The 18,134-nt window shown below is 68.5% G+C and carries 19 protein-coding genes; 10 read left to right on the top strand and 9 right to left on the bottom strand.

All coding sequences use genetic code 11. The features are described from left to right. Positions 1–89 precede the first annotated feature (89 nt). The 3 genes from A5701_RS26780 to A5701_RS26770 are packed head-to-tail and all read left to right on the top strand — an operon-like array spanning position 90 to position 2,011. Positions 90–896: an SH3-like domain-containing protein gene (locus tag A5701_RS26780; protein ID WP_067761318.1), complete on the top strand. Its 807-nt coding sequence runs from the start codon at positions 90–92 to the stop codon at positions 894–896. Between the two features lie 25 nt (positions 897–921). Beyond that, positions 922–1,638: a thiocyanate hydrolase subunit gamma gene (scnC, locus tag A5701_RS26775; protein ID WP_067761315.1), complete on the top strand. Its 717-nt coding sequence runs from the start codon at positions 922–924 to the stop codon at positions 1,636–1,638. Positions 1,639–1,648: 10 nt separating this feature from the next. Further along, positions 1,649–2,011, top strand: a complete 363-nt coding sequence (locus tag A5701_RS26770; RefSeq protein WP_067761313.1) for a thiocyanate hydrolase — start codon at positions 1,649–1,651, stop codon at positions 2,009–2,011. 87 nt (positions 2,012–2,098) lie between these two features. On the opposite strand, the gene dnaE is transcribed toward A5701_RS26770, so the two are convergent. From dnaE to A5701_RS26750, 4 genes are all read right to left on the bottom strand, one after another. Next, positions 2,099–5,665, bottom strand: coding sequence for a DNA polymerase III subunit alpha (dnaE, locus tag A5701_RS26765; protein WP_067761309.1), 3,567 nt, complete (start codon positions 5,663–5,665; stop codon positions 2,099–2,101). A gap of 103 nt (positions 5,666–5,768) precedes the next feature. Continuing rightward, on the bottom strand, positions 5,769–6,200 hold the full coding sequence (locus tag A5701_RS26760; RefSeq protein ID WP_067761308.1) for an SRPBCC family protein: 432 nt from the start codon (positions 6,198–6,200) through the stop codon (positions 5,769–5,771). A gap of 133 nt (positions 6,201–6,333) precedes the next feature. Continuing rightward, positions 6,334–7,137 (bottom strand): SDR family oxidoreductase, encoded by an 804-nt coding sequence (locus A5701_RS26755; protein ID WP_067761305.1) that lies wholly within the window; start codon positions 7,135–7,137, stop codon positions 6,334–6,336. 4 nt (positions 7,138–7,141) lie between these two features. Further along, positions 7,142–8,182 carry an SDR family NAD(P)-dependent oxidoreductase gene (locus A5701_RS26750; RefSeq protein ID WP_067761302.1) on the bottom strand — a complete coding sequence of 347 codons (1,041 nt, stop codon included), beginning with the start codon at positions 8,180–8,182 and terminating at the stop codon, positions 7,142–7,144. Between the two features lie 285 nt (positions 8,183–8,467). Between A5701_RS26750 and A5701_RS26745 the strand changes: the two genes are divergently transcribed. Both A5701_RS26745 and A5701_RS26740 read left to right on the top strand, forming a co-directional pair. Beyond that, positions 8,468–8,878, top strand: a complete 411-nt coding sequence (locus A5701_RS26745; protein ID WP_067761299.1) for a group 1 truncated hemoglobin — start codon at positions 8,468–8,470, stop codon at positions 8,876–8,878. 90 nt (positions 8,879–8,968) lie between these two features. Continuing rightward, positions 8,969–9,592 carry an MliC family protein gene (locus A5701_RS26740; RefSeq protein ID WP_067761295.1) on the top strand — a complete coding sequence of 208 codons (624 nt, stop codon included), beginning with the start codon at positions 8,969–8,971 and terminating at the stop codon, positions 9,590–9,592. Between the two features lie 23 nt (positions 9,593–9,615). Here A5701_RS26740 and A5701_RS26735 read toward each other — a convergent pair whose 3' ends face one another. Next, the gene (locus A5701_RS26735) at positions 9,616–10,686 is read right to left on the bottom strand and encodes an NAD(P)-dependent alcohol dehydrogenase (protein WP_082950502.1); all 1,071 of its coding nucleotides are present in this window, start codon (positions 10,684–10,686) and stop codon (positions 9,616–9,618) included. 296 nt (positions 10,687–10,982) lie between these two features. Here A5701_RS26735 and A5701_RS26730 point away from each other — a divergent pair, with 296 nt between their 5' ends. The 3 genes from A5701_RS26730 to A5701_RS26720 all read left to right on the top strand — a co-directional run bounded on the left by A5701_RS26730 (position 10,983) and on the right by A5701_RS26720 (position 13,308). After that, positions 10,983–11,849, top strand: coding sequence for an AraC family transcriptional regulator (locus tag A5701_RS26730; protein WP_197499138.1), 867 nt, complete (start codon positions 10,983–10,985; stop codon positions 11,847–11,849). A 121-nt stretch (positions 11,850–11,970) separates the two neighbouring features. After that, positions 11,971–12,525: a VOC family protein gene (locus A5701_RS26725; protein WP_067761292.1), complete on the top strand. Its 555-nt coding sequence runs from the start codon at positions 11,971–11,973 to the stop codon at positions 12,523–12,525. Between the two features lie 21 nt (positions 12,526–12,546). Further along, positions 12,547–13,308, top strand: a complete 762-nt coding sequence (locus tag A5701_RS26720) for a class I SAM-dependent methyltransferase (protein ID WP_067761324.1) — start codon at positions 12,547–12,549, stop codon at positions 13,306–13,308. A gap of 76 nt (positions 13,309–13,384) precedes the next feature. Here A5701_RS26720 and A5701_RS26715 read toward each other — a convergent pair whose 3' ends face one another. Continuing rightward, positions 13,385–14,311, bottom strand: coding sequence for an RluA family pseudouridine synthase (locus tag A5701_RS26715; RefSeq protein WP_067761289.1), 927 nt, complete (start codon positions 14,309–14,311; stop codon positions 13,385–13,387). Then, positions 14,308–14,886 carry a signal peptidase II gene (lspA, locus tag A5701_RS26710; protein WP_082950500.1) on the bottom strand — a complete coding sequence of 193 codons (579 nt, stop codon included), beginning with the start codon at positions 14,884–14,886 and terminating at the stop codon, positions 14,308–14,310. The genes A5701_RS26715 and lspA overlap by 4 nt, the downstream gene beginning before the upstream one ends. Positions 14,887–14,975: 89 nt before the next feature. Between lspA and A5701_RS26705 the strand changes: the two genes are divergently transcribed. Continuing rightward, complete coding sequence (locus tag A5701_RS26705) at positions 14,976–15,902, top strand: asparaginase (protein ID WP_067761321.1); 927 nt, start codon at positions 14,976–14,978, stop codon at positions 15,900–15,902. Here the strand turns inward: A5701_RS26705 and A5701_RS26700 are convergent. Next, positions 15,867–17,258 carry a DNA polymerase IV gene (locus A5701_RS26700; RefSeq protein ID WP_197505071.1) on the bottom strand — a complete coding sequence of 464 codons (1,392 nt, stop codon included), beginning with the start codon at positions 17,256–17,258 and terminating at the stop codon, positions 15,867–15,869. The two genes, A5701_RS26705 and A5701_RS26700, sit on opposite strands and share 36 nt — an antisense overlap. Before the next feature lie 49 nt (positions 17,259–17,307). On the opposite strand from A5701_RS26700, the gene A5701_RS26695 reads away from it, so the two are divergent. Beyond that, the gene (locus A5701_RS26695; RefSeq protein ID WP_067761280.1) at positions 17,308–17,811 is read left to right on the top strand and encodes a hypothetical protein; all 504 of its coding nucleotides are present in this window, start codon (positions 17,308–17,310) and stop codon (positions 17,809–17,811) included. A gap of 12 nt (positions 17,812–17,823) precedes the next feature. On the opposite strand, the gene A5701_RS28410 is transcribed toward A5701_RS26695, so the two are convergent. Beyond that, the gene (locus tag A5701_RS28410; RefSeq protein WP_156670287.1) at positions 17,824–18,045 is read right to left on the bottom strand and encodes a hypothetical protein; all 222 of its coding nucleotides are present in this window, start codon (positions 18,043–18,045) and stop codon (positions 17,824–17,826) included. Positions 18,046–18,134 lie beyond the last annotated feature (89 nt).

The raw sequence follows: 18,134 nt of genomic DNA, 5'->3' as shown, positions 1-18,134 counted from the left end.
CACTCGGATGACCCCCGCGATGTTACGGTGGTCTTCGGGTTATGCACTCTCGCTTCTACTTTGAGGTAGCGATCGTGGCGAATTCTGTTATGGGCGACTTGGTCAGCCAACTGCGCGTCGCCCTTCACCGGTTGCAGGACTGGGCCTACCCGGACGAGATAACTCACGATCGCTTCCGCGCCTTCATGAAGACGCCCCACGACGTCGGCGGCGAGCCGGACGCTCCGGCGGTCTTCGAGGAGAAGGAGGAAGAGCAGTGGGAGCTCAACACGTTTGTCACGTGTGAGGTGCTCGGCTGGCGGGGCATCTGGACATCGGAGGAGCGCAGACGGCTCGGCAACGTCGATGTCGGGAGGATGCTTTATCAGGGTTTCCCCTACTACGGCCGTTGGGTTTTGGCGATTGCCCGGTGCCTCATCGACAAACGCCACATCACCCTCGGTGAGTTGATCGAACGAGCGGCCGAAGTACGTGGGCGCGCGGCGGCCGGTGCGACGCCGCTGGAGCCGGCGCCTCACACTGTCGGCGACGCGGCCGCGGTGCCCAGGAACCGCCATCACGTCGAGGCCGTCGGCAAGGGCGATCCGCAGTGCTTCGACGGCCTCGCCGGTGACGCACGGTTCGCGGTCGGCGACCCGGTGGTGGTGCGGGATCTGCCCACCATCTTCTACACCCGCACCCAGGAATACCTGCGGGGCAAGCCGGGCACGGTCGTCCGGGTGTCGTACGAGAGCCCGGCCCCCGAGGACGAGGCGTTCGACCGCGAAGATCAGCGGCCGGAGTGGTTCTACATCGTTCGCTTCAAGATGGCCGACCTCTGGGACCCCTATGCGGGCCCGCCGAACGACACGCTGCAAGCGGAGATATCCGAGCGGTGGCTGCAGCCGGCTTCTTAGCCGATTCACCAACCAGGATGGCGAGATGACAGAGCACACCGACGCGGCCCACGAACCCGAGCGCCACGCGGCACCGATGGTCGAAGAGGTCACCGACTTCGAAGTGCTGGAAATCGCCCTGCGCGAGCTGGCAATCGAGAAGGGCTTGTTCACCGCCGAGGATCATCGGCGCTACACCGAGTTCGTCGAGCAGATGGGCCCTGCGCCGGGCGCCCGGCTCGTCGCGAAGGCGTGGGTGGACCCCGACTTCAAACGGCTGGCCCTGCAAGACGGCGTCGCCGCCAGCCGCGAGGTCGGCATCGACTGGCTCCATCCGACCGGCTTCGGCACACCCAGCGACTTCACCGCACTGCACATACTCGAGGACACCGAGACGCTGCACCACGTGATCGTGTGCACGCTGTGCTCCTGCTACCCACGCCCGCTGCTGGGGAACTCACCCGAGTGGTACCGGACGCCTAACTACCGGCGCCGCATCGTGCGATGGCCCCGCCAAGTCCTGGCCGAGTTCGGCCTGTACCTGCCGGAGGACGTCGAGATCCGGGTCGAAGACTCGAACTCCAAACACCGGTTCCTCGTCCTGCCGCTCCGGCCGGCAGGCACCGATGGGTGGAGCGAGGAGCAACTCGCCGAAATCGTGACGCGCGACTGCATGATCGGCGTCGCCCTGCCCAGGCCCGGCGTGACCTCGAATATCGACCGCCCCGTGCATCCGGCCGTCCGCCCCGCCGAGAACTACTGAGGGCCCGCCGATGTCTGCGGAGATCGACGTCACCGCCGTCCGGGTGCCGACGCTGGAGCAGGTCGCCGAACGCGATCAGGTGTGGGCACGGATGGCGGAGAAATATGGCGTGAGCAACCCGGTGCCGCCCTGGAAGTCCAGCCTCGACGGGATGTGCGAGGCGCTCGACCGGCAGGGCACGGCGCTGGAGCTCTTGATGCGCCGGACCGACGAGGATCGCCTCGGCGAGGAGGTGTACGTGGCCCTGCCGTATCCGGAGAGCCAGCTGGTCGCGCTGGCGCACTCCCTGGTTGCCCGCAATGTCATCGACGAGGCGGCGCTGGCTCAACGCATGGAAGCGGTCCGTGCGCGGCTGCAGGCCGGCGACGCCTGACGAAAGGGACGGCGAGCCCGCGAGTGTGCGGTTACTTTCACGTTCGGCCGCGAGTGTGAAACCACATTCGCACTCGGCGGCGCCAGGCTAGCCGCCCAGGCATCCCGGGCCGAGCAGTTCCTTGAGGTCTCCCATCAGCGCCGGCGAGGGCGTCACCCGCAGCGACGGGTCCAGCTCCAGGGTGGTGATCCGGTCCCCGCTGATGAGCCGCAGGTGCACCTGGGCGGTCCCGGGGTGGCGCGCCAGCACCTGCTTGAGGGCGCTGACCTTGTCGATGGTGCACTGCCGGGTCGGCAGGCTGACCGCGATCGGCCGGTTCGGCTGGGCATTGGAGAAGTCCGGCACCACAAGCTCGTTGGCGATCAGGCTGATGCGGTCGTCGCGGATGGCCACCTTGGCGTTGATCAGCACCACCGCGTCGTCGGCGATGTCGGCGCCATAGGCGGAATATGCGTGCGGGAAGAACATCACCTCGATGCCACCGGTGAGGTCTTCCAATTGCGCCGACGCCCAGGGCATTCCGTTCTTGTTGACCCGCCGGTTGACCGACGCCAGGATGCCGCCCACGCGCACCTGCGTCTCGTTGGGGACGTCGCCGTCCAGGATGGCCGGGATCTGGGTGTCCACCTGGGCGGCCAGCAGGTGCGCCACGCCATTGAGGGGATGACCCGACACGTACAGGCCCAGCATCTCGCGCTCCAGCGCCAGCTTGTGTTTGTCTTCCCATTCGTCCTCGGGCACCTTGATGGTGAACACCGACTCGGTGCACCCGTCATCGCCGCCGAACAGGTCGAATTGCCCCATCGCCTCGGCCTTTTTGGTGCCCAGCACCGAATCGACGGCATCGGTGTGCACCAGGAAGAGGCCCTTGCGGGCATGGCTCAGCGAGTCGAACGCGCCGGCCTTGATCAACGACTCCGTCACCTTCTTGTTGCAGGCCGAGACATCGATCTTGTTCAGGTAGTCCGAGAAGTCGGTGAACTTCCCCTTCTCGTTGCGGGTCTTGATCAGCGAACCGACCACGTTCGCGCCGACGTTGCGCACCGCACCCAGCCCGAACCTGATGTCCTGGCCGACCGACGCGAAGTTCACCAGGGACTCGTTGACGTCCGGCGGCAGCACGGTGATGCCCAGCTTGCGGCAGTCGGCCAGGTACACCGCGGCCTTGTCCTTGTCGTCGCCCACCGAGGTCAACAGCCCGGCCATGTATTCGGCCGGGTAGTTGGCCTTCAGGTAGGCCGTCCAGTAGGACACCAGGCCGTAGCCGGCCGCGTGCGACTTGTTGAACGCGTAGCCGGCGAAGGGAAGGATGGTGTCCCACAACGCCTTCACCGCTTTTTCGGAGAACCCGTTGGCGGTCATGCCATCGTAGAAACCCTTGTACTCGGCCTCGAGCACCTCGAGCTTCTTCTTGCCCATTGCTTTGCGCAGCGCGTCGGCCTTGCCCATCGTGTAGGAGGCGACCTTCTGGGCGATGAACATGATCTGCTCTTGGTAGACGATCAGACCGTATGTCTCCGAGAGGATCTCGCGCAGCGGCTCCTCGAGCTCCGGGTGGATCGGTTTGATCGCCTGGCGGTTGTTCTTGCGGTCGGCGTAGTCGTTGTGGGCGTTCATGCCCATCGGGCCCGGGCGGTACAGCGCCAGCACCGCGACGATGTCGTTGAACTCGGTGGGTTGCATGCGCCGCAGCAGGTCGCGCATCGGGCCGCCATCGAGCTGGAACACCCCCAGGGTGTCGCCGCGGCCCAGCAGCTCGTAGGTCGGCTTGTCGTCGAGCGGCACCGATTCCAGGTCGAGGTCGATTCCCCTGTTGGCCTTGATGTTCTCCAGCGCGTCGCCGATGATCGTCAGGTTGCGCAGGCCCAGGAAGTCCATCTTCAGCAGGCCGATGGCCTCGCACGACGGGTAGTCCCAGCCGGTGATGATGGCGCCGTCCTGCGGCCGCTTCCACAACGGAATGGCCTCGGTGAGCGGCTCGCTGCTCATGATCACCGCGCACGCGTGCACGCCGGCGTTGCGGATCAGCCCCTCCAGGCCGCGCGCGGTCTGGTAGATGGTGCGCACGTCGGGATCGGTTTCGATCAGGCCGCGCACCTCGGCGGCCTCCTTGTACCGCTCGTGGTTCGGATCGGTGATGCCCGACAGCGGGATGTCCTTGGCCATGATCGGCGGCGGCAACGCCTTGGTGATCCGGTCGGCGATGGCGAAGCCGGGTTGGCCGTAGTGGATTCGAGCCGAATCCTTCAGCGCCGCTTTGGTCTTGATGGTGCCGAAGGTGATGACCTGGGCCACCCGGTCCTGGCCCCACTTGTCGGCGGCGTAGCGCACCATCTCACCGCGCCGGCGGTCGTCGAAGTCGATGTCGATGTCGGGCGCCGACGGCCGCTCGGGGTTGAGGAACCGCTCGAACAGCAGGCCGTGCGGGATCGGGTCGATGTTGGTGATGCCCAGCGCGTAGGCCACCAGCGAACCGGCCGCCGAACCGCGGCCCGGCCCCACCCGGATGTCGACCGAGCGGGCGTAGTTGATCAGGTCGGCGACGATGAGGAAGTACGACGGAAAGCCCTTGTCGCAGATGACCTTGATCTCGTATTCGGCCCGGTCGATGTAGTCCTGGCCGACACCGGACGGGAAACGCCGCCGCAGCCCGGCCATCACCTCGTGGTGCAGCCAGGACGCCTGGTCGTGTCCCTCGGGCACCGGGAAGATGGGCATCCGGTCGCGCGGCGCCCACACGTCGTCGTAGGGCTGCACGCGCTCGGCGATCAGCAGCGTCGAATCGCACGCGCCCGGCACCGTCGCGTCCCATATCTGGCGCATCTCGGTGGCCGACTTCAGGTAGTAGCCGTCGCCGTCGAACTTGAACCGGTTGGGGTCCGACAGCGTCTTGCCGGTCTGCACGCACAGCAGCGCCTCGTGGTTGTGCGAGTGGTCGCGGGTGACGTAGTGGCAGTCGTTGGTGGCCAACGGCGGGATGCCGAGCTTGCGGCCGATCTCGAGCAGGCCGTCGCGGACCCGCTGCTCGATGGACAGGCCGTGGTCCATCAGCTCGAGGAAATAGTTGTCGGCGCCAAAGATCTCCCGCCACTTGGCGGCCGACTCCAGCGCCTCGCGGTCATGCCCGAGCCGAAGGCGGGTCTGCACCTCGCCCGACGGGCACCCGGTGGTGGCGATGATTCCCTCGGCGTGTTCGGCGATGAGCTCGGCGTCCATCCGCGACCACTTGCCGAGCTGGCCCTCGAAGGAGGCCAGCGAGGACAGCTTGAACAGGTTGCGCAGGCCGGTGGCGTTCTCGGCCACCATCGTCAGGTGCGTGTAGGACCCGCTGCCCGACACGTCGTCGGACTTCTGTCCGGGGTCACCCCACGTGATCCGGCGGGTGTCGAAACGCGAGCCAGGCGCGATGTAGGCCTCGACCCCGATGATCGGCTTGATCCCCGCCTTGGCCGCGGCGTTGTAGAACTCGCTGGCGCCGAACATGTTTCCGTGGTCGGTCATCCCGACCGCGGGCATTCCCAGCCGCTCCACCTCGGCCAGCATAGGCGTGATCTTCGCGGCCCCGTCCAGCATCGAGTACTCGGTGTGGTTATGCAGGTGCACGAACGACGACTCGCGACGAACGCTTGCGTGAGGAGGAATCGAACCTGTCATAGGGACGCCAGTCTATGACTGAGCACCGACGGGTTTCGGGCGTGTCGCGAAGTGTGTCTGCTATTGATTCGCGGCGACCCGCCGCGTGCAGACACCCGGCGCTCTAGCCGTACAGCTCGACGAAGTTCTTCAAAGACTTCTGCACGTCGCCCTTGACCGCCCGCGCGGCCGCCGAACCGACCGGGCCGAACAACGCCCGCCCGCCCAACTCGAGGCGCAGGCCCAGCGTCGATCCCTCGTCGGCGGCCCGCACGGTGAGCGTCACGGCGTACTTGGCGCCACCCTTGCCCGAACCCGAGAGCGCCACCTCATGGGGCGGGTCCCACGTCGTCACCGTCCATGTCACCCGGTTGCGGAAACCCTTGGCCCGGGCCACGCCCACCACCTGGACACCCTCTCCGAGTTCCTCGGGCAGATCACTGCGCCACCCTTCGTGCATCACCAGCCAGTCGCCCAGGTCCGACAGGTCGGAGACGTGATCCCACATTTCCTGCGGGCTCATCGGCATGTCGGCGGTCAGGTCAACGGCGGCCACGCGATTCCTCCTTGCTCCCCGGTGAACGCCACGCTGGCGTGACACTCGGTGCTCAATGCCACGCTGGCGTGTCCCCCGCAAGCGGGAGGTGCCCCCAGCTCGCCAGCACGGGGGTGCCCCAGCTCGGCGAGGCTCAGCGGTTTGGTCCGCCGCGGAAGCGGTTGCCGATCCGGATCCCGGGCAGCAGCAGGCTGCGCGGGGCGAACCGGCCGCCGGTGCTGACGACCTTGGGCACGACGCCGGGCACCACGGTGCGCCGGCCGGACAGCATCCCGCCGATCGCCGCCTCGGCGACGTCGCGGGGCGAGACCTGCGCGATGGGGATGCTGAACCGCTCGGCGTTGGCGATCTCCGCCCATTCGGTCGGCACCGGCCCGGGGCACAGGCACGTGACCGACACCCCGGTCCCGTGCAACTCCTCGTGCACCGCCTCGGAGAACGTCTGCACGAACGCCTTGGTCGCCGAATAGACCGCCATGTAGGGCACCGGCTGGAAGCCGGCGATCGACGCGATGTTCATCACCGCCCCGGCCCCGCGCTCGACCATGCCGGGCAGGGCCGCGTGGGTGAGCTCCATCAGCGCCAGCGAGTTGAGGGTCACCTCCTCGCTTTCCCGCTCGAGCGGCAGCTCGTGGAAGACCCCGCTGGTGCCGAACCCGGCGCTGTTGCACAGCCCGGCGATGGGCTCGGCGCGCAGCCGATCGGCCAGCTTGGCGCGGCCCTTGGGATCGCCGAGGTCCAGCGGCAGCACCTCGACCGCCACCGAGTATTCCTGGCCCACCTCGTTGGCGAGTTCGTCGAGACGCTCGCGGCGCCGCGCCACCAGCAGCAGCGGGAAGCCCCGGCGGGCCAGCCCGCGAGCCAGTTCGGCGCCGATGCCGGACGAGGCGCCGGTGATGACGACGGTGGTCTGAATGTCGGGTTTCGGAAGGCTCATGATGTCACCAATGTATCCCGCGAGTCGCCCGCACAAACGTCTCGCTGCGTTTGTCGAATTGCGGTGAGTCGCTTGATGATTCGTCCCCCTTGGCGGCATGGGAGTCGCCGAACATGGCGAACGCGCGGTTGCGCACCCGGTCCATCACCGCCGGGTTCACCGCGTCGGCGACGGCGGCGAATTGACCGAACGGCGAGCTGGCCCGGCGCGGCCGGTGCACAATCGCGTCCGCGATCACCCCGGCCGCCTGATCCGGCGTCAGCGCCGGGAACTTGTCGTACAGGGTGGTCGGGCTGATCATCGGGGTGCGCACCAGGGCCATGTGCACGGTGGTGAACTTCACGCCGTCGTTGACGGTCTCGGCCTGCAGGGAGTCGCACAGGCTGTCCAGCGCGGCCTTGCTGGCGATGTAGGCGCCGAAGCGCGGCGCGCGGGTCTGCACCCCGACCGAGGAGACGTTGATGATGTGCCCGAAGCCGCGCTCCCGCATCCCCGGGATGAACTTGAGGATGAGCTGGACCGCGCCCAGATAGTTCAGCTGCATGGTCCGCTGATAGTCGTGGATCCGGTCGTAGGACAGCTCCAGCGAGCGCCGGATGGACCGCCCCGCGTTGTTGATCAGGATGTCGACGCTGCCCAGGTCGCTGAGCACCTGGTCGGCCATCGCGGCGATCGCGTCCATGTCGGTCAGGTCGCACGGGTAGACGTGGGCGCTGCCGCCGTTGCCTTCGATTTCAGCGGCGACCTTCTCCAGGTTCTCCCGGGTGCGCGCGACGAGCACCACCTCACCGCCCGCTTCCGCAATCCGCTTCGCGGCGGCCTCCCCGATGCCCGACGATCCCCCGGTGATCAGGACGGTCTTGCCACTGACCGCCTCGTCGAGCGTGCGTCCCTGCACCGCGTCGAGCAGATTCCTCAGATAGAACGGCCGGTAGCGGCCCGCGGAGTTGGGGGTGTTGACGATGTGGGACACCGCCGCGATCGGCTTCTCCACCAGATTCGCGAGCGGCTTTTCGACCATGTTGGTGATGTCGCCGAGATTCATTGGCTTTCGCTCCTGATGATGTCGGCCCCCCGACCGCAACTGGCCTGCCCGTTGACCACGACCGCCTTGCGGGGCTGTGTGAATGTTGTGACGCGAGTCATAAAGCCAACCTAGGACATCAGCGCCCCCACTCGATGCAGATTTCCGGCATGTAAAGCGCGCCGCACATCTCACGCCGCGGCGGGCGGGGCCGTCATGGGTGAGCAATCCGGTTGTTACGCAAGGACATCCGAGCGTGATTGCGAACTAACTGGTGGGCAACGCCGAAATGTTCCAATCGGACTTATGAAAATTCTGGCACGCTTCCACAAGCCACAGCCGGGCACCATCTACGACCGGATCGGCGGCCACGAGGCAATCGAAGTCGTGGTCGAGGACTTCTACGTTCGTGTGCTCGCCGACGACCAACTCGCGGGCTTTTTCACCGGGACCAACATGAACCGGCTCAAGGGCAAGCAGGTCGAGTTCTTCGCCGCCGCGCTCGGGGGCCCCGAGCCCTATACCGGCGCGCCGATGAAGCAGGTCCACCAGGGGCGCGGGATCACCATGTACCACTTCAACCTGGTGGCCGGGCACCTGTCGGACGCACTGGCCGCGGCCGGGGTGCCGTCCGAAACGGTCACCGCGATCATCGGCGCGATCGCGCCGCTGGCCCCCGAGATCGCGACGGGCGAGGCCAACACGGCCACGGTCTGACCGTCCCCGCCGGGATCGCCGCGGCGGTTGCGGTCGCGCATTTCGGCGTGTCGCGCCGACGGTGCGCCCGGCAGGCGGTAGTCAGCACGTATGCGACTGCTCGCCGTCATCGTTGCGGCCCTGGTGCTGAGCGCCTGCGGCGCGAAGACGACCCCGGCGCCGGCCACCACCACGTCGGCGACCACCACTGCCCCGCCGACCGCGGCGCCGCTCGACTGCGCCACCCCGGCGAACGCGGCCCAGCGGCAGGTGTGCACCGATCCGCACCTCAGCGATCTCGACCATCGGGTCCAGGCCGCCTACCAGGAGGCGCTCGGCCGGCCCGGCGCGGACCAAGCCGCGCTGGCCAGCGCGCAGAACAACTGGGCGAGCGGGCGGGACGGCTGTGCACAAAACCCCGAGATGCGCACGTGCCTGACCGAGGCGTATCAGACGCGGCTGGTCCAGTTGGCCATCGCCGACCCCGGCACCTTGAGCCCGCCCGTCGTCAGCTACCAGTGCCCCGCGGACACCGGACCGTTGACCGCGCAGTTCTACAACGAGTTCGACCCGCCCGCGGCGGTGCTCGACTGGAAGGGCAACCAGCAGATCCTGTTCCAAGAGCCGTCCGGCAGCGGCGCCAGGTACGGCCGGCAGGGCTCGGAATACTGGGAGCACCAGGGCGAGGTCAAGCTCGACCTCAACGGCACCAAATTCGTCTGCCGCGCGCCGTGATTCGGCGCGCCGCCGGCCAGCGGTCAGTCGAAGACGACCACGGCCCGGCCGACGATGTCGCCCCGGCCCAGGGCTTCCAGGTTGTCGTTGATGTCGTCGAGCCTGACCGGGACCACGTGGTGCTTGATCAGGCCTTGGCTGGCAAGCGCGAGCACCTCCCGAAGGTCGTTGTAATTGCCCCAGAACGAGCCGAAGTACGACTTCTCTCCGCTGACGAACGGAAACAACGGGAGCTCCACCCGCTGGCCCATGAGGCCCACCTGCGATAGCGCACCCTCCGTCTCGAGAATCGCGGCCGCCAATCCCAGGGACTCCGTGGATCCGGCGCAGTCCAGCACCGCGTCGACGGTGCGTCGGCCGGTCAGGTCCTCGAGCTCGTTCTGCACGTCCTCGACGGATTTGTCCCGGACGTTCACGGTGTGATGCGCGCCGTGTTCGGTTGCGACCTTGAGTTTTTCATCGCTCCGGGCGAATCCGAGCACGGTCGCGCCGCCACCGAGTAGCCGGGCGTATTGCACCGCGTAGCTGCCCAGACCGCCGATGCCGTTGATGACGACCGTACGGCCGGCGCCGAGTTTGCCCGCGTCGCGCAACTTCTTCATGCCGCGGTACGGAGTGAGGCCCGCATCGGTCAGCGGGGCCAGGTACCGGGGGTCGGCATCCGGTTGATCGGCGACCGAGATCACGTGGTCGTAAGGGGCGACCATGTACTCGGCGAAGCCCCCATTGGGTCCGAACCCGACGAGTTGCCCGTCGGCGCACAGTTGCTGGTTGCCTTCGTGGCACTGCCGGCACGTGCCGTCCCCCCAGTTCGGGTCCACCACGACAAGGTCTCCCTCGCCGATGCCGGCGGAATCCGGCACGTCGGCGCCCACCTCGGTGATGGTGCCCGCCACTTCGTGCCCCGGGATGAACGGGAAGTCCACCGGGAGACCGTCGCGGAAGTAGCCATCCAACAGCTGATAGTCGCTGCGGCACATGCCCGTCGCGGCGACCTTGATCAGGACCTGGCTTCGCCCGACATCGGGAACCGGCACTTCGTCGATCTCCAGCGGCTGGTTGTATCCGTGCATGCGTGCTGCCCGCATCGCCATGATGTCTCCTCGATATCCGCAAGTAACCGGCGATTGCGCCGGGAATAGGTCCGCCCGAAGGATGATCAATAGCCAACCGGATGGTCGGCGGCCGCGGTACAAGATTCCTGCCCGATGTTTGCCGGTTTCGATCCCGCGCGGTGACACTCACCCAGCGAGGGCCCTCGTATTCGGCTACCTTTTTCTTTGCGGAGCGGTTCCGGCCCCCGCGGTGTGCTGACGCCAAGGGGGGTGTTGACCTGACCGCCGCCGAAAACATCGAACATCACCTCACTTCCGGTGATCTCGTCGCCGAATTGACTGCGCGCGCACCGCATCCCGGCGCGAACGTCGGGCTGTGGCCCGGTCTGACCATCTACCGATTCACCGAGCCCACCGAACCCGAGTGGCAGGAGATCCGGGGACTGTCGATCGGACTCGTCGCGCAGGGCCGCAAGGCCGTCATCGAGATGGGCCGGCGTCACGTCTACGACCAGTTCAGCTACCTGGTGATCAACGGCGATGTGCACTTTCAGAGCGAGGTGCTCGAGGCATCGCCACGCAAGCCCTGCCTATGCATGGTGCTGGAGGTGGATCCGTCTACCGTTCGCGAGATCACCGAGAAGATGCCGGGCGGGCGGGGCGCCGAGGCGGCGTCGGTACCGGAGCTCACCGAATCGTGCGTCGTCTCCGCGCTCGACGACGAAGTCATGAGCTCGGTCCTGCGGTTCGTGCGGTCGCTCTCGACCGAGGTCGACCGGCGAGTGCTGGCGCCCTTGTATCTGCGCGAGTTGGTGTATCGGGTCCTGCAGCGCGAACAGTTTGCGCGGATGCTGCACTTCGCCACCCAGCAAGCGGCCGGTAATCCCATCGGCGCGGCACTGACCTACATCAATGAGCATTGGGCCGAGCCGATCACGGTCGCGACCCTGGCCGCGGAGGTGGGCCTGAGCTCATCCGCATTCACCAGAGCGTTCCGCGAGGTGACGGGATCGTCGCCGTATCAGTACGTCAAAGACGTCCGGCTGAACCGAGCGCGCGAACTGGTTCTGGATCGAAGATGGGCCGTGACCGAGATCGCCCACCGGGTCGGCTACGTCAACGTGTCCCATTTCATCAGCGAGTTCCGAACCCGGTTCGGCGCCACGCCGCGCGGTTACGCCAGCCGCCAGTCCGCCCGCTGAGGGCCGCCGATACAAGAAAGCGACCGGATCAGTAACGGCTTCGAGGACCAGCGCCCATTCGGGGCTCACTTCGTGATGCAGTGAGAGCGCAATTGCCAACTCGTCACCAAGGGGGACACCGATGGCCGAACCGATCGCGAAAGTGCAGCCACGAACGATCACTCATGTCGGTGTGACCGTCACCGATGCGGAGGCGGCCATCGACTGGTACCAACGCGTCCTCGGCTTCCAACTCCTGCACGAGCCGCAGGAGTACACCGCGGGCGAGGGTTACTTCGGCGAGCTGGTCGCGGACATGCTGGGCCCCCACGTGGTATCCGGCAGGATCGCCATGATGGACGCGGGCAATGGTGTCGGCCTGGAGTTGTTTGAGTTCTCCGAACCCAAACCCGAGCAGCGGGCAGCTGAGGAGAACACACAGTTCTACTTGCACAAAACCGGTACGTTCCACTTCTGCGTCATCGACCCCGACGTCGAAGGCCTTGCGCGGCGCATCGCGGAGAGCGGCGGCAGACAACGCAGCGCGGTGTGGGAGTTCGCGCCCGGCATCGGATTCTATGTGTGCTACTGCGAAGACCCCTTCGGCAACATCGTCGAAATCTATTCGCACGGCACATCTCAGATTTGGAGCACCCTTGCGCAGGTGAACGGCAAGGCCGGTAATCACCAGCCCTGAGCGCTGCCTAGCATGCTCGACATGGTCCGCACATTCGACGACCTCGTGGCCGAGGCCGATGCCGCCCCCGTCGACGGCTGGGACTTCTCCTGGCTGGACGGGCGCGCCACCGAGGAACGCCCCTCGTGGGGGTATCAGCGTCAGATGAGCCGGCGGCTGGCGAGCGTGTCGGCCGCGTGCGACATCGACACCGGCGGTGGCGAGGTGCTCGCGGGCGCGGAGCGGTTTCCGCCCGCGATGGCCGCGACGGAATCGTGGCCGCCCAACGCGGCGCTGGCCACCCGACGCCTGCATCCCCGCGGCGTGGTGGTGGTGTTGACCGGCCACGAGCCGGGGCTGCCGTTCGCCGACGCGGCCTTCGACCTGGTGACCAGCCGCCATCCCATCGAGGTGCGATGGGCCGAGATCGCGCGGGTGCTGCGGCCGGGCGGCACCTACTTCGCCCAGCAGATCGGGCCCGCGACGATGGCCGAACTGGTCGAGTACTTCATCGGGCCGCAACCGGAAAAATGGGCCGAACTACACCCCGACGTCCAGCGCGCCGAGGCCGAAGCCGCCGGGATGGAGGTCGTCGACATCCGGATGGAGCGGATGCGGGCCGAGTTCTTCGACGTCGGCGCCGTTATCTACTTCCTGCGCAAGGTGATTTGGACGGTGCCGGACTTCACGGTCGACGCCTACCGGGATCGGCTGCGCGAACTGCACGAGCGCATCGAGGCCGACGGGCCGTTCGTCGCGTACTCCACGCGGCTGCTCGTCGAGGCGCGCAAGCCGGCCGAGTGATCGCAAGCGCGGCGAAGCCGGGCGCTGGGGGCACCCCCAGCGAAGCTTGGGGGACGGGTCGCGACCATCAGAATGATCAGCCCTCGGCGCGCAGCACGTCCAGCGCGTGCTGCAGATCGGCCGGGTAGGGGCTGACGATCTCCATCCGCCTGCCGTCGGCCGGGTGAGCGAACGACAGCGACCGGGCGTGCAGCCATTGCCGTTGGAGCCCAAGCCTTTTCGCGAGTTTAGGATCCGCCCCGTAGACCAGGTCACCGCAGCACGGGTGATGCAGCGCGGAGAAATGCACCCGAATCTGGTGCGTGCGGCCGGTTTCCAGGTGCACGTCGAGCAGGCTGGCGGCGACGAAGGCCTCGATGGTGTCGTAGTGGGTGAGGCTGTGCCGGCCGTTCGTCGTGACGGCGAACTTCCACTCGCCGCCGCGGTGCCGCCCGATCGGAGCGTCGATCGTGCCGCTCGACGGGTCCGGATGGCCCTGCACCAGCGCGTGATAACGCTTGTCGACAGTGCGCTGTTTGAACGCGCGCTTCAGCACGGTGTAGGCGCGCTCGGAGAGCGCCACCACCATCACCCCGGAGGTGCCGACGTCGAGGCGATGCACGATGCCCTGCCGCTCGGGCACGCCGGACGTGGTGATCCGGTAACCGGCCGCGGCCAGTCCGCCGAGCACCGTCGGTCCGGTCCAGCCCACCGACGCGTGCGCGGCCACCGCGGCGGGCTTGTCGACCGCGACGATGTCGTCGTCGGAATACAGAATCGTCATGCCCTCGATCTCGACCGGCGTGTTCTCCACCGGCGGCGGCGCTTCGGGCAACCGGACCTGAAGCCACGCGCCGCCGGTCAGCCGGTCGGATTTGCCCGCCTGCACGCCGTCGAGTTCCACCCCGCCGTCTTCGGCCAGCGCCGCGGCGGCGCTGCGGGACAGGCCCAGCAGCCGCGCGAGGCCCGCGTCCACGCGCATGCCCGCCAGCCCCTCGGGGACGGGCATGGAACGGTGCGTCATCGGCGCTGGTCGGCCTTCCGCCTGCCGACCGTGTCGAAGTCGTAGCCGAAGACCGACAGCACCACCAGGAGGATGGCGCCGCCCACCACCGAGGGGTCGGCGACGTTGAACACCGGCCACCACCCGACCGACAGGAAGTCCACGACGTGGCCGCGCAGCGGCCCGGGCGCCCGGAAGAAGCGATCGACCAGGTTGCCCATGGCGCCGCCGAGGATCATCCCCAGCCCGACCGCCCACCAGGGCGACACCAGCCGCCGGCCCATCCAGAAGATGCCGGCCACCACGCCGGTCGCGATCAGCGTCAGCACCCAGGTGTAGCCGGTCGCCATCGAGAACGCGGCACCGGAGTTGCGGACCAGCGTCCAGGTGACCGTGTCGCCGATGATGGGCACCGGCTGACCGGGCGGCAGCAGCTTGACGGCCAGCACCTTGGTGACGATGTCCAGGGCCAAGACGATCGCCGCCACCGACAGCAGCAGGCGCAGCCGCCTCGGCGGCCGCTGCGGCTCGGCGGCCGCGCCGTCGCCGGCCTGCTCGGTTGAGGTCACTGGCTCAGTCGATGGTTCCTCGGGCACTCTCACATCATCCCCCAATGCCCACGCGATCCCCCAATGCCGACGCGGGCTGGCCGATGTTCGCGGTTGGCGTGCGCGATGATTTCACCATGGGCCGGCTCACCGTCATCGCCACCGGAGGCACGATATCGACCGGCACCGGCGCGGACGGCGTGCACCGGCCCGCTTATGGCGCGGCCGACCTGGCCGCCAGCCTAGACGTCGACGTCGTCGACGTGCTGGCGCTGGACAGCTCGCAGCTGGTGCCCGCGGATTGGGACCGGATCCGCCGCGCCGTGCGCGCGGCGATCGACGGCGGCGCCGACGGTGTGGTGGTCACCCACGGCACCGACACCATGGAGGAGAGCGCGCTGTGGCTCGAGCTCACCCACGCGGGCGACGTTCCGGTGGTACTGACCGGCGCGATGCGCAGCGCCGACGCCCCCGACGCCGACGGCCCGGCCAACCTGCGTGCGGCCCTCGCCGTGGCGGGCAGCCCCGGCGCGCGGGGTCTGGGCGTGCTGGTGTGTTTCGCCGGCCGGGTCTTGCAGCCGCTGGGGCTGACCAAGGTGGCGACCAACGACCTGACCGGATTCGCCGGTGAGCTGATCGGCACGGTGAACGGCGGTCTCACGCTGGCCGTCACCAAGACACGGCCTCAGCTCGGGGATCTCAGCGCGGCGGACGCGCCGCGCGTCGACATCGTCGCCGCCTACCTGGGCAGCGACGGGGTGGCCCTCGACGCCTGCGTGGCGGCCGGGGCCAAGGGCGTGGTGCTCGAGGCGCTGGGTTCGGGCAACGCCGGCGACGCGGTGGTCGACGCGGTGACCCGGCACTGCCGCGCCGGCGTCGCCGTCGCGGTGTCCACCCGCGTCCCCGGAGGGAGCGTCGGTGCCGCCTATGGGCCCGGGCACCAGATGGCGGCCGCCGGCGCGGTGATGGTGCCCCGCCTACGACCGCCGCAGGCGCGGGTGCTGATGATGGCCGCGCTGGCCGCGCGGCTACCGGTCGGCGACGTCATCGCCCGCTGGGGCTGACGGGGCGTTCGCGTCCAGGGCCTGCAGCACGCCCAGGTAGTCCGGCCAGTCCAGGGAATCGACGGGGTTGGCTTTGGTCAGCTCGGCTGTGTCGGCGGGGAACGTGCGGGCCGGGCCGGGGCCGGAGCTGCGGGTCTCGAACCGCGCGGTGACCACGCCGTGGCCCGCGCCCTGCACCCAGCCGTGCCCGAGCTCGGGATGCGTGACGTCGTCGCCGACCCGCCAGCCCTCCCCGGGCGCCGCGGCGAACATCGCCTCCGCCGCGGTCGCCACCGTCTCCGCGGGGTGGTCCTCCCCCGCCAGGTCCAGATCCGGGAACAGCGACTCCTGCCGCACGTCGCTCAACCCCGAAAACCCCACGCCCAGAAGGCGAATCGGGCCGATCTCGCGAGGGTCGAGCAGCAGCCGCCGGGCCACGGCGACCAGCGCGCCGGCCTCCGTCGTCGCGTACGGCAGCGTGGCCGACCGGGTCAGCGTGCTCATGTCGGACTTCTTCAGCTTCACGGTGACGGTGCGGGCGCCGCGCCCGTCGCGCAGCAGGCGCTGATGCGCGTGCTCGGCGATCGGGTCAATCGCCTCGCGCAGCTGCTCCAGGGTGGTCAGGTCGACGGCGAAGGTGGATTCGGAGCTGATCTGCTTGGCCTCGGCGCGCTCGGCGACCGGGCGGTCGTCGATGCCGCGGGCCAGGCGGTGCAGCGCCGGGCCGATCGTCGCGCCCAGGATATTGGCGGCCTCGGCGTCGGTCAGCGCGGCCAGCTGGCCGATGGTCTCGATGCCGAGCCGGTTGAGCTTCTCCTCGGCGACCGGACCGATGCCCCACAGCCGCCGCACCGGCAGACCGCCGAGCAGCGACCGTTCCTCGGCGCGCGAGACGACCCGAATTCCGTCGGGTTTCGCCAGCCCGGACGCGATCTTGGCGATCTGCTTCCCCGAGCCGGCGCCGACCGACGCGATCAGGCCCGTCTCCTCGCGGACCCGTCGCCGCAGGCCTTCGCAGAACGCCTCGACATCCTCGGCGGACGCGCCCGCGAGGTCGGGCGGCTCGCCGAAGCCCTCGTCGAACGACAGCTGCTCGACGACGGGCACCACGCTGCGCACGGTGTCGAAGACCCGCCGGCTGGCCACCCCGTACACCACCCCGCGCGGCGGCAGCACCACCGCGGTCACGCCGATCAGCCGGCGGGCCTGGTGCATCGGCATGGCAGAGCGCGCGCCGTACACGCGGGCTTCGTAGCTGGCCCCGGCTACCACGCCCCGCCCGCCCAGGCCGCCGACCAGCACCGGCCGGCCCCGCAGCGTCGGCCGCGTCAGTTGTTCGACGGAGGCGAAGAAGGCATCCATGTCCAGGTGCAGCACCCAACGGGACTCCACACTTCGGAATGCTATTGGTCTAGCGTCGTTGGGTATGGAGCCTCACGGCACCGACGCACCGAGGTCCCGGTGGGAGCGCCTGCGCCACCAATGGAACCAGCGGCTGCAACCCGGCGAGCAGGCCACGGTGCTGGCCTGGACGTCGTTCACGCTCACGTTCGCCGGGCTGCGGGCGCTCACGCACTGGATCCGCGCCGGCCATGGCCCCTCGGGTGGTGGTATGTCCATGGGCGGCAGGCATTTTCACCACTACAATATCGGCATCGGGATGCTGGCCACGGTCGGCGCTGTGGGCCTACGCGGAACCGACAAGCAACGGCGGCATCCCGCGGCGGCCGTCGCGTACGGCGCCGCGAACGCCATGATCGTCGACGAGCTCGCCCTGCTCTTGGACCTCAAGGACGTCTACTGGGCAAGCGATGGCCGCGAGAGCGTCGACGTCGCGGTCGGCCTCATTGCCACCGGCGCGACCGTCGTGGCGGGCATGCCGTTCTGGCCACACGCCCACCGGGCGCTGCGCTCGCGAACGGCCCGATAGCGCACCGCTCGCTCAGGGATGCTGCAGCGGCTCCGGGTGAACCGGCTGCGGGTGAACCGGCTGTTGCGGGACCGGTGGGTGGCAGGCGTAACACTGGATCGGCCCGTGGCCGCTCGGCGCGGGCTGACCGCCGCCCTGCTGCTGACCACCGCCCTGCTGACTGCCACCTTGCTTGGGCGGCACCCATACCGGAACGGGCACGGGCACCAGCACCGGCGGAGCGTTGACGGTCACGTTGGGAGGGGGCGGCGGTGATGAAACTCTTCGGTAGGCCGGTGCCGTTGGGCACGCTTCGCCAATTCACCTCGCCCCCGCCCGACGGA

The organism is Mycobacterium sp. E3305, from assembly GCF_001666785.1.
Taxonomy (GTDB): domain Bacteria; phylum Actinomycetota; class Actinomycetes; order Mycobacteriales; family Mycobacteriaceae; genus Mycobacterium.
Note: the sequence above shows the minus strand (reverse complement) of the source record. Positions and strands in the feature narration are given on the sequence as shown.

Bases quoted from the DNA above. Each gene is read 5' to 3' on its own strand.
- A5701_RS26780 (WP_067761318.1), top strand. From the start codon at position 90: ATGGGCGACTTGGTCAGCCAACTGCGCGTCGCCCTTCACCGGTTGCAG.
- scnC (WP_067761315.1), top strand. From the start codon at position 922: ATGACAGAGCACACCGACGCGGCCCACGAACCCGAGCGCCACGCGGCA.
- A5701_RS26770 (WP_067761313.1), top strand. From the start codon at position 1,649: ATGTCTGCGGAGATCGACGTCACCGCCGTCCGGGTGCCGACGCTGGAG.
- dnaE (WP_067761309.1), bottom strand. From the start codon at position 5,665: ATGACAGGTTCGATTCCTCCTCACGCAAGCGTTCGTCGCGAGTCGTCG.
- A5701_RS26755 (WP_067761305.1), bottom strand. From the start codon at position 7,137: ATGAGCCTTCCGAAACCCGACATTCAGACCACCGTCGTCATCACCGGC.
- A5701_RS26750 (WP_067761302.1), bottom strand. From the start codon at position 8,182: ATGAATCTCGGCGACATCACCAACATGGTCGAAAAGCCGCTCGCGAAT.
- A5701_RS26745 (WP_067761299.1), top strand. From the start codon at position 8,468: ATGAAAATTCTGGCACGCTTCCACAAGCCACAGCCGGGCACCATCTAC.
- A5701_RS26740 (WP_067761295.1), top strand. From the start codon at position 8,969: ATGCGACTGCTCGCCGTCATCGTTGCGGCCCTGGTGCTGAGCGCCTGC.
- A5701_RS26735 (WP_082950502.1), bottom strand. From the start codon at position 10,686: ATGGCGATGCGGGCAGCACGCATGCACGGATACAACCAGCCGCTGGAG.
- A5701_RS26725 (WP_067761292.1), top strand. From the start codon at position 11,971: ATGGCCGAACCGATCGCGAAAGTGCAGCCACGAACGATCACTCATGTC.
- A5701_RS26720 (WP_067761324.1), top strand. From the start codon at position 12,547: ATGGTCCGCACATTCGACGACCTCGTGGCCGAGGCCGATGCCGCCCCC.
- A5701_RS26715 (WP_067761289.1), bottom strand. From the start codon at position 14,311: ATGACGCACCGTTCCATGCCCGTCCCCGAGGGGCTGGCGGGCATGCGC.
- A5701_RS26705 (WP_067761321.1), top strand. From the start codon at position 14,976: ATGGGCCGGCTCACCGTCATCGCCACCGGAGGCACGATATCGACCGGC.
- A5701_RS26695 (WP_067761280.1), top strand. From the start codon at position 17,308: ATGGAGCCTCACGGCACCGACGCACCGAGGTCCCGGTGGGAGCGCCTG.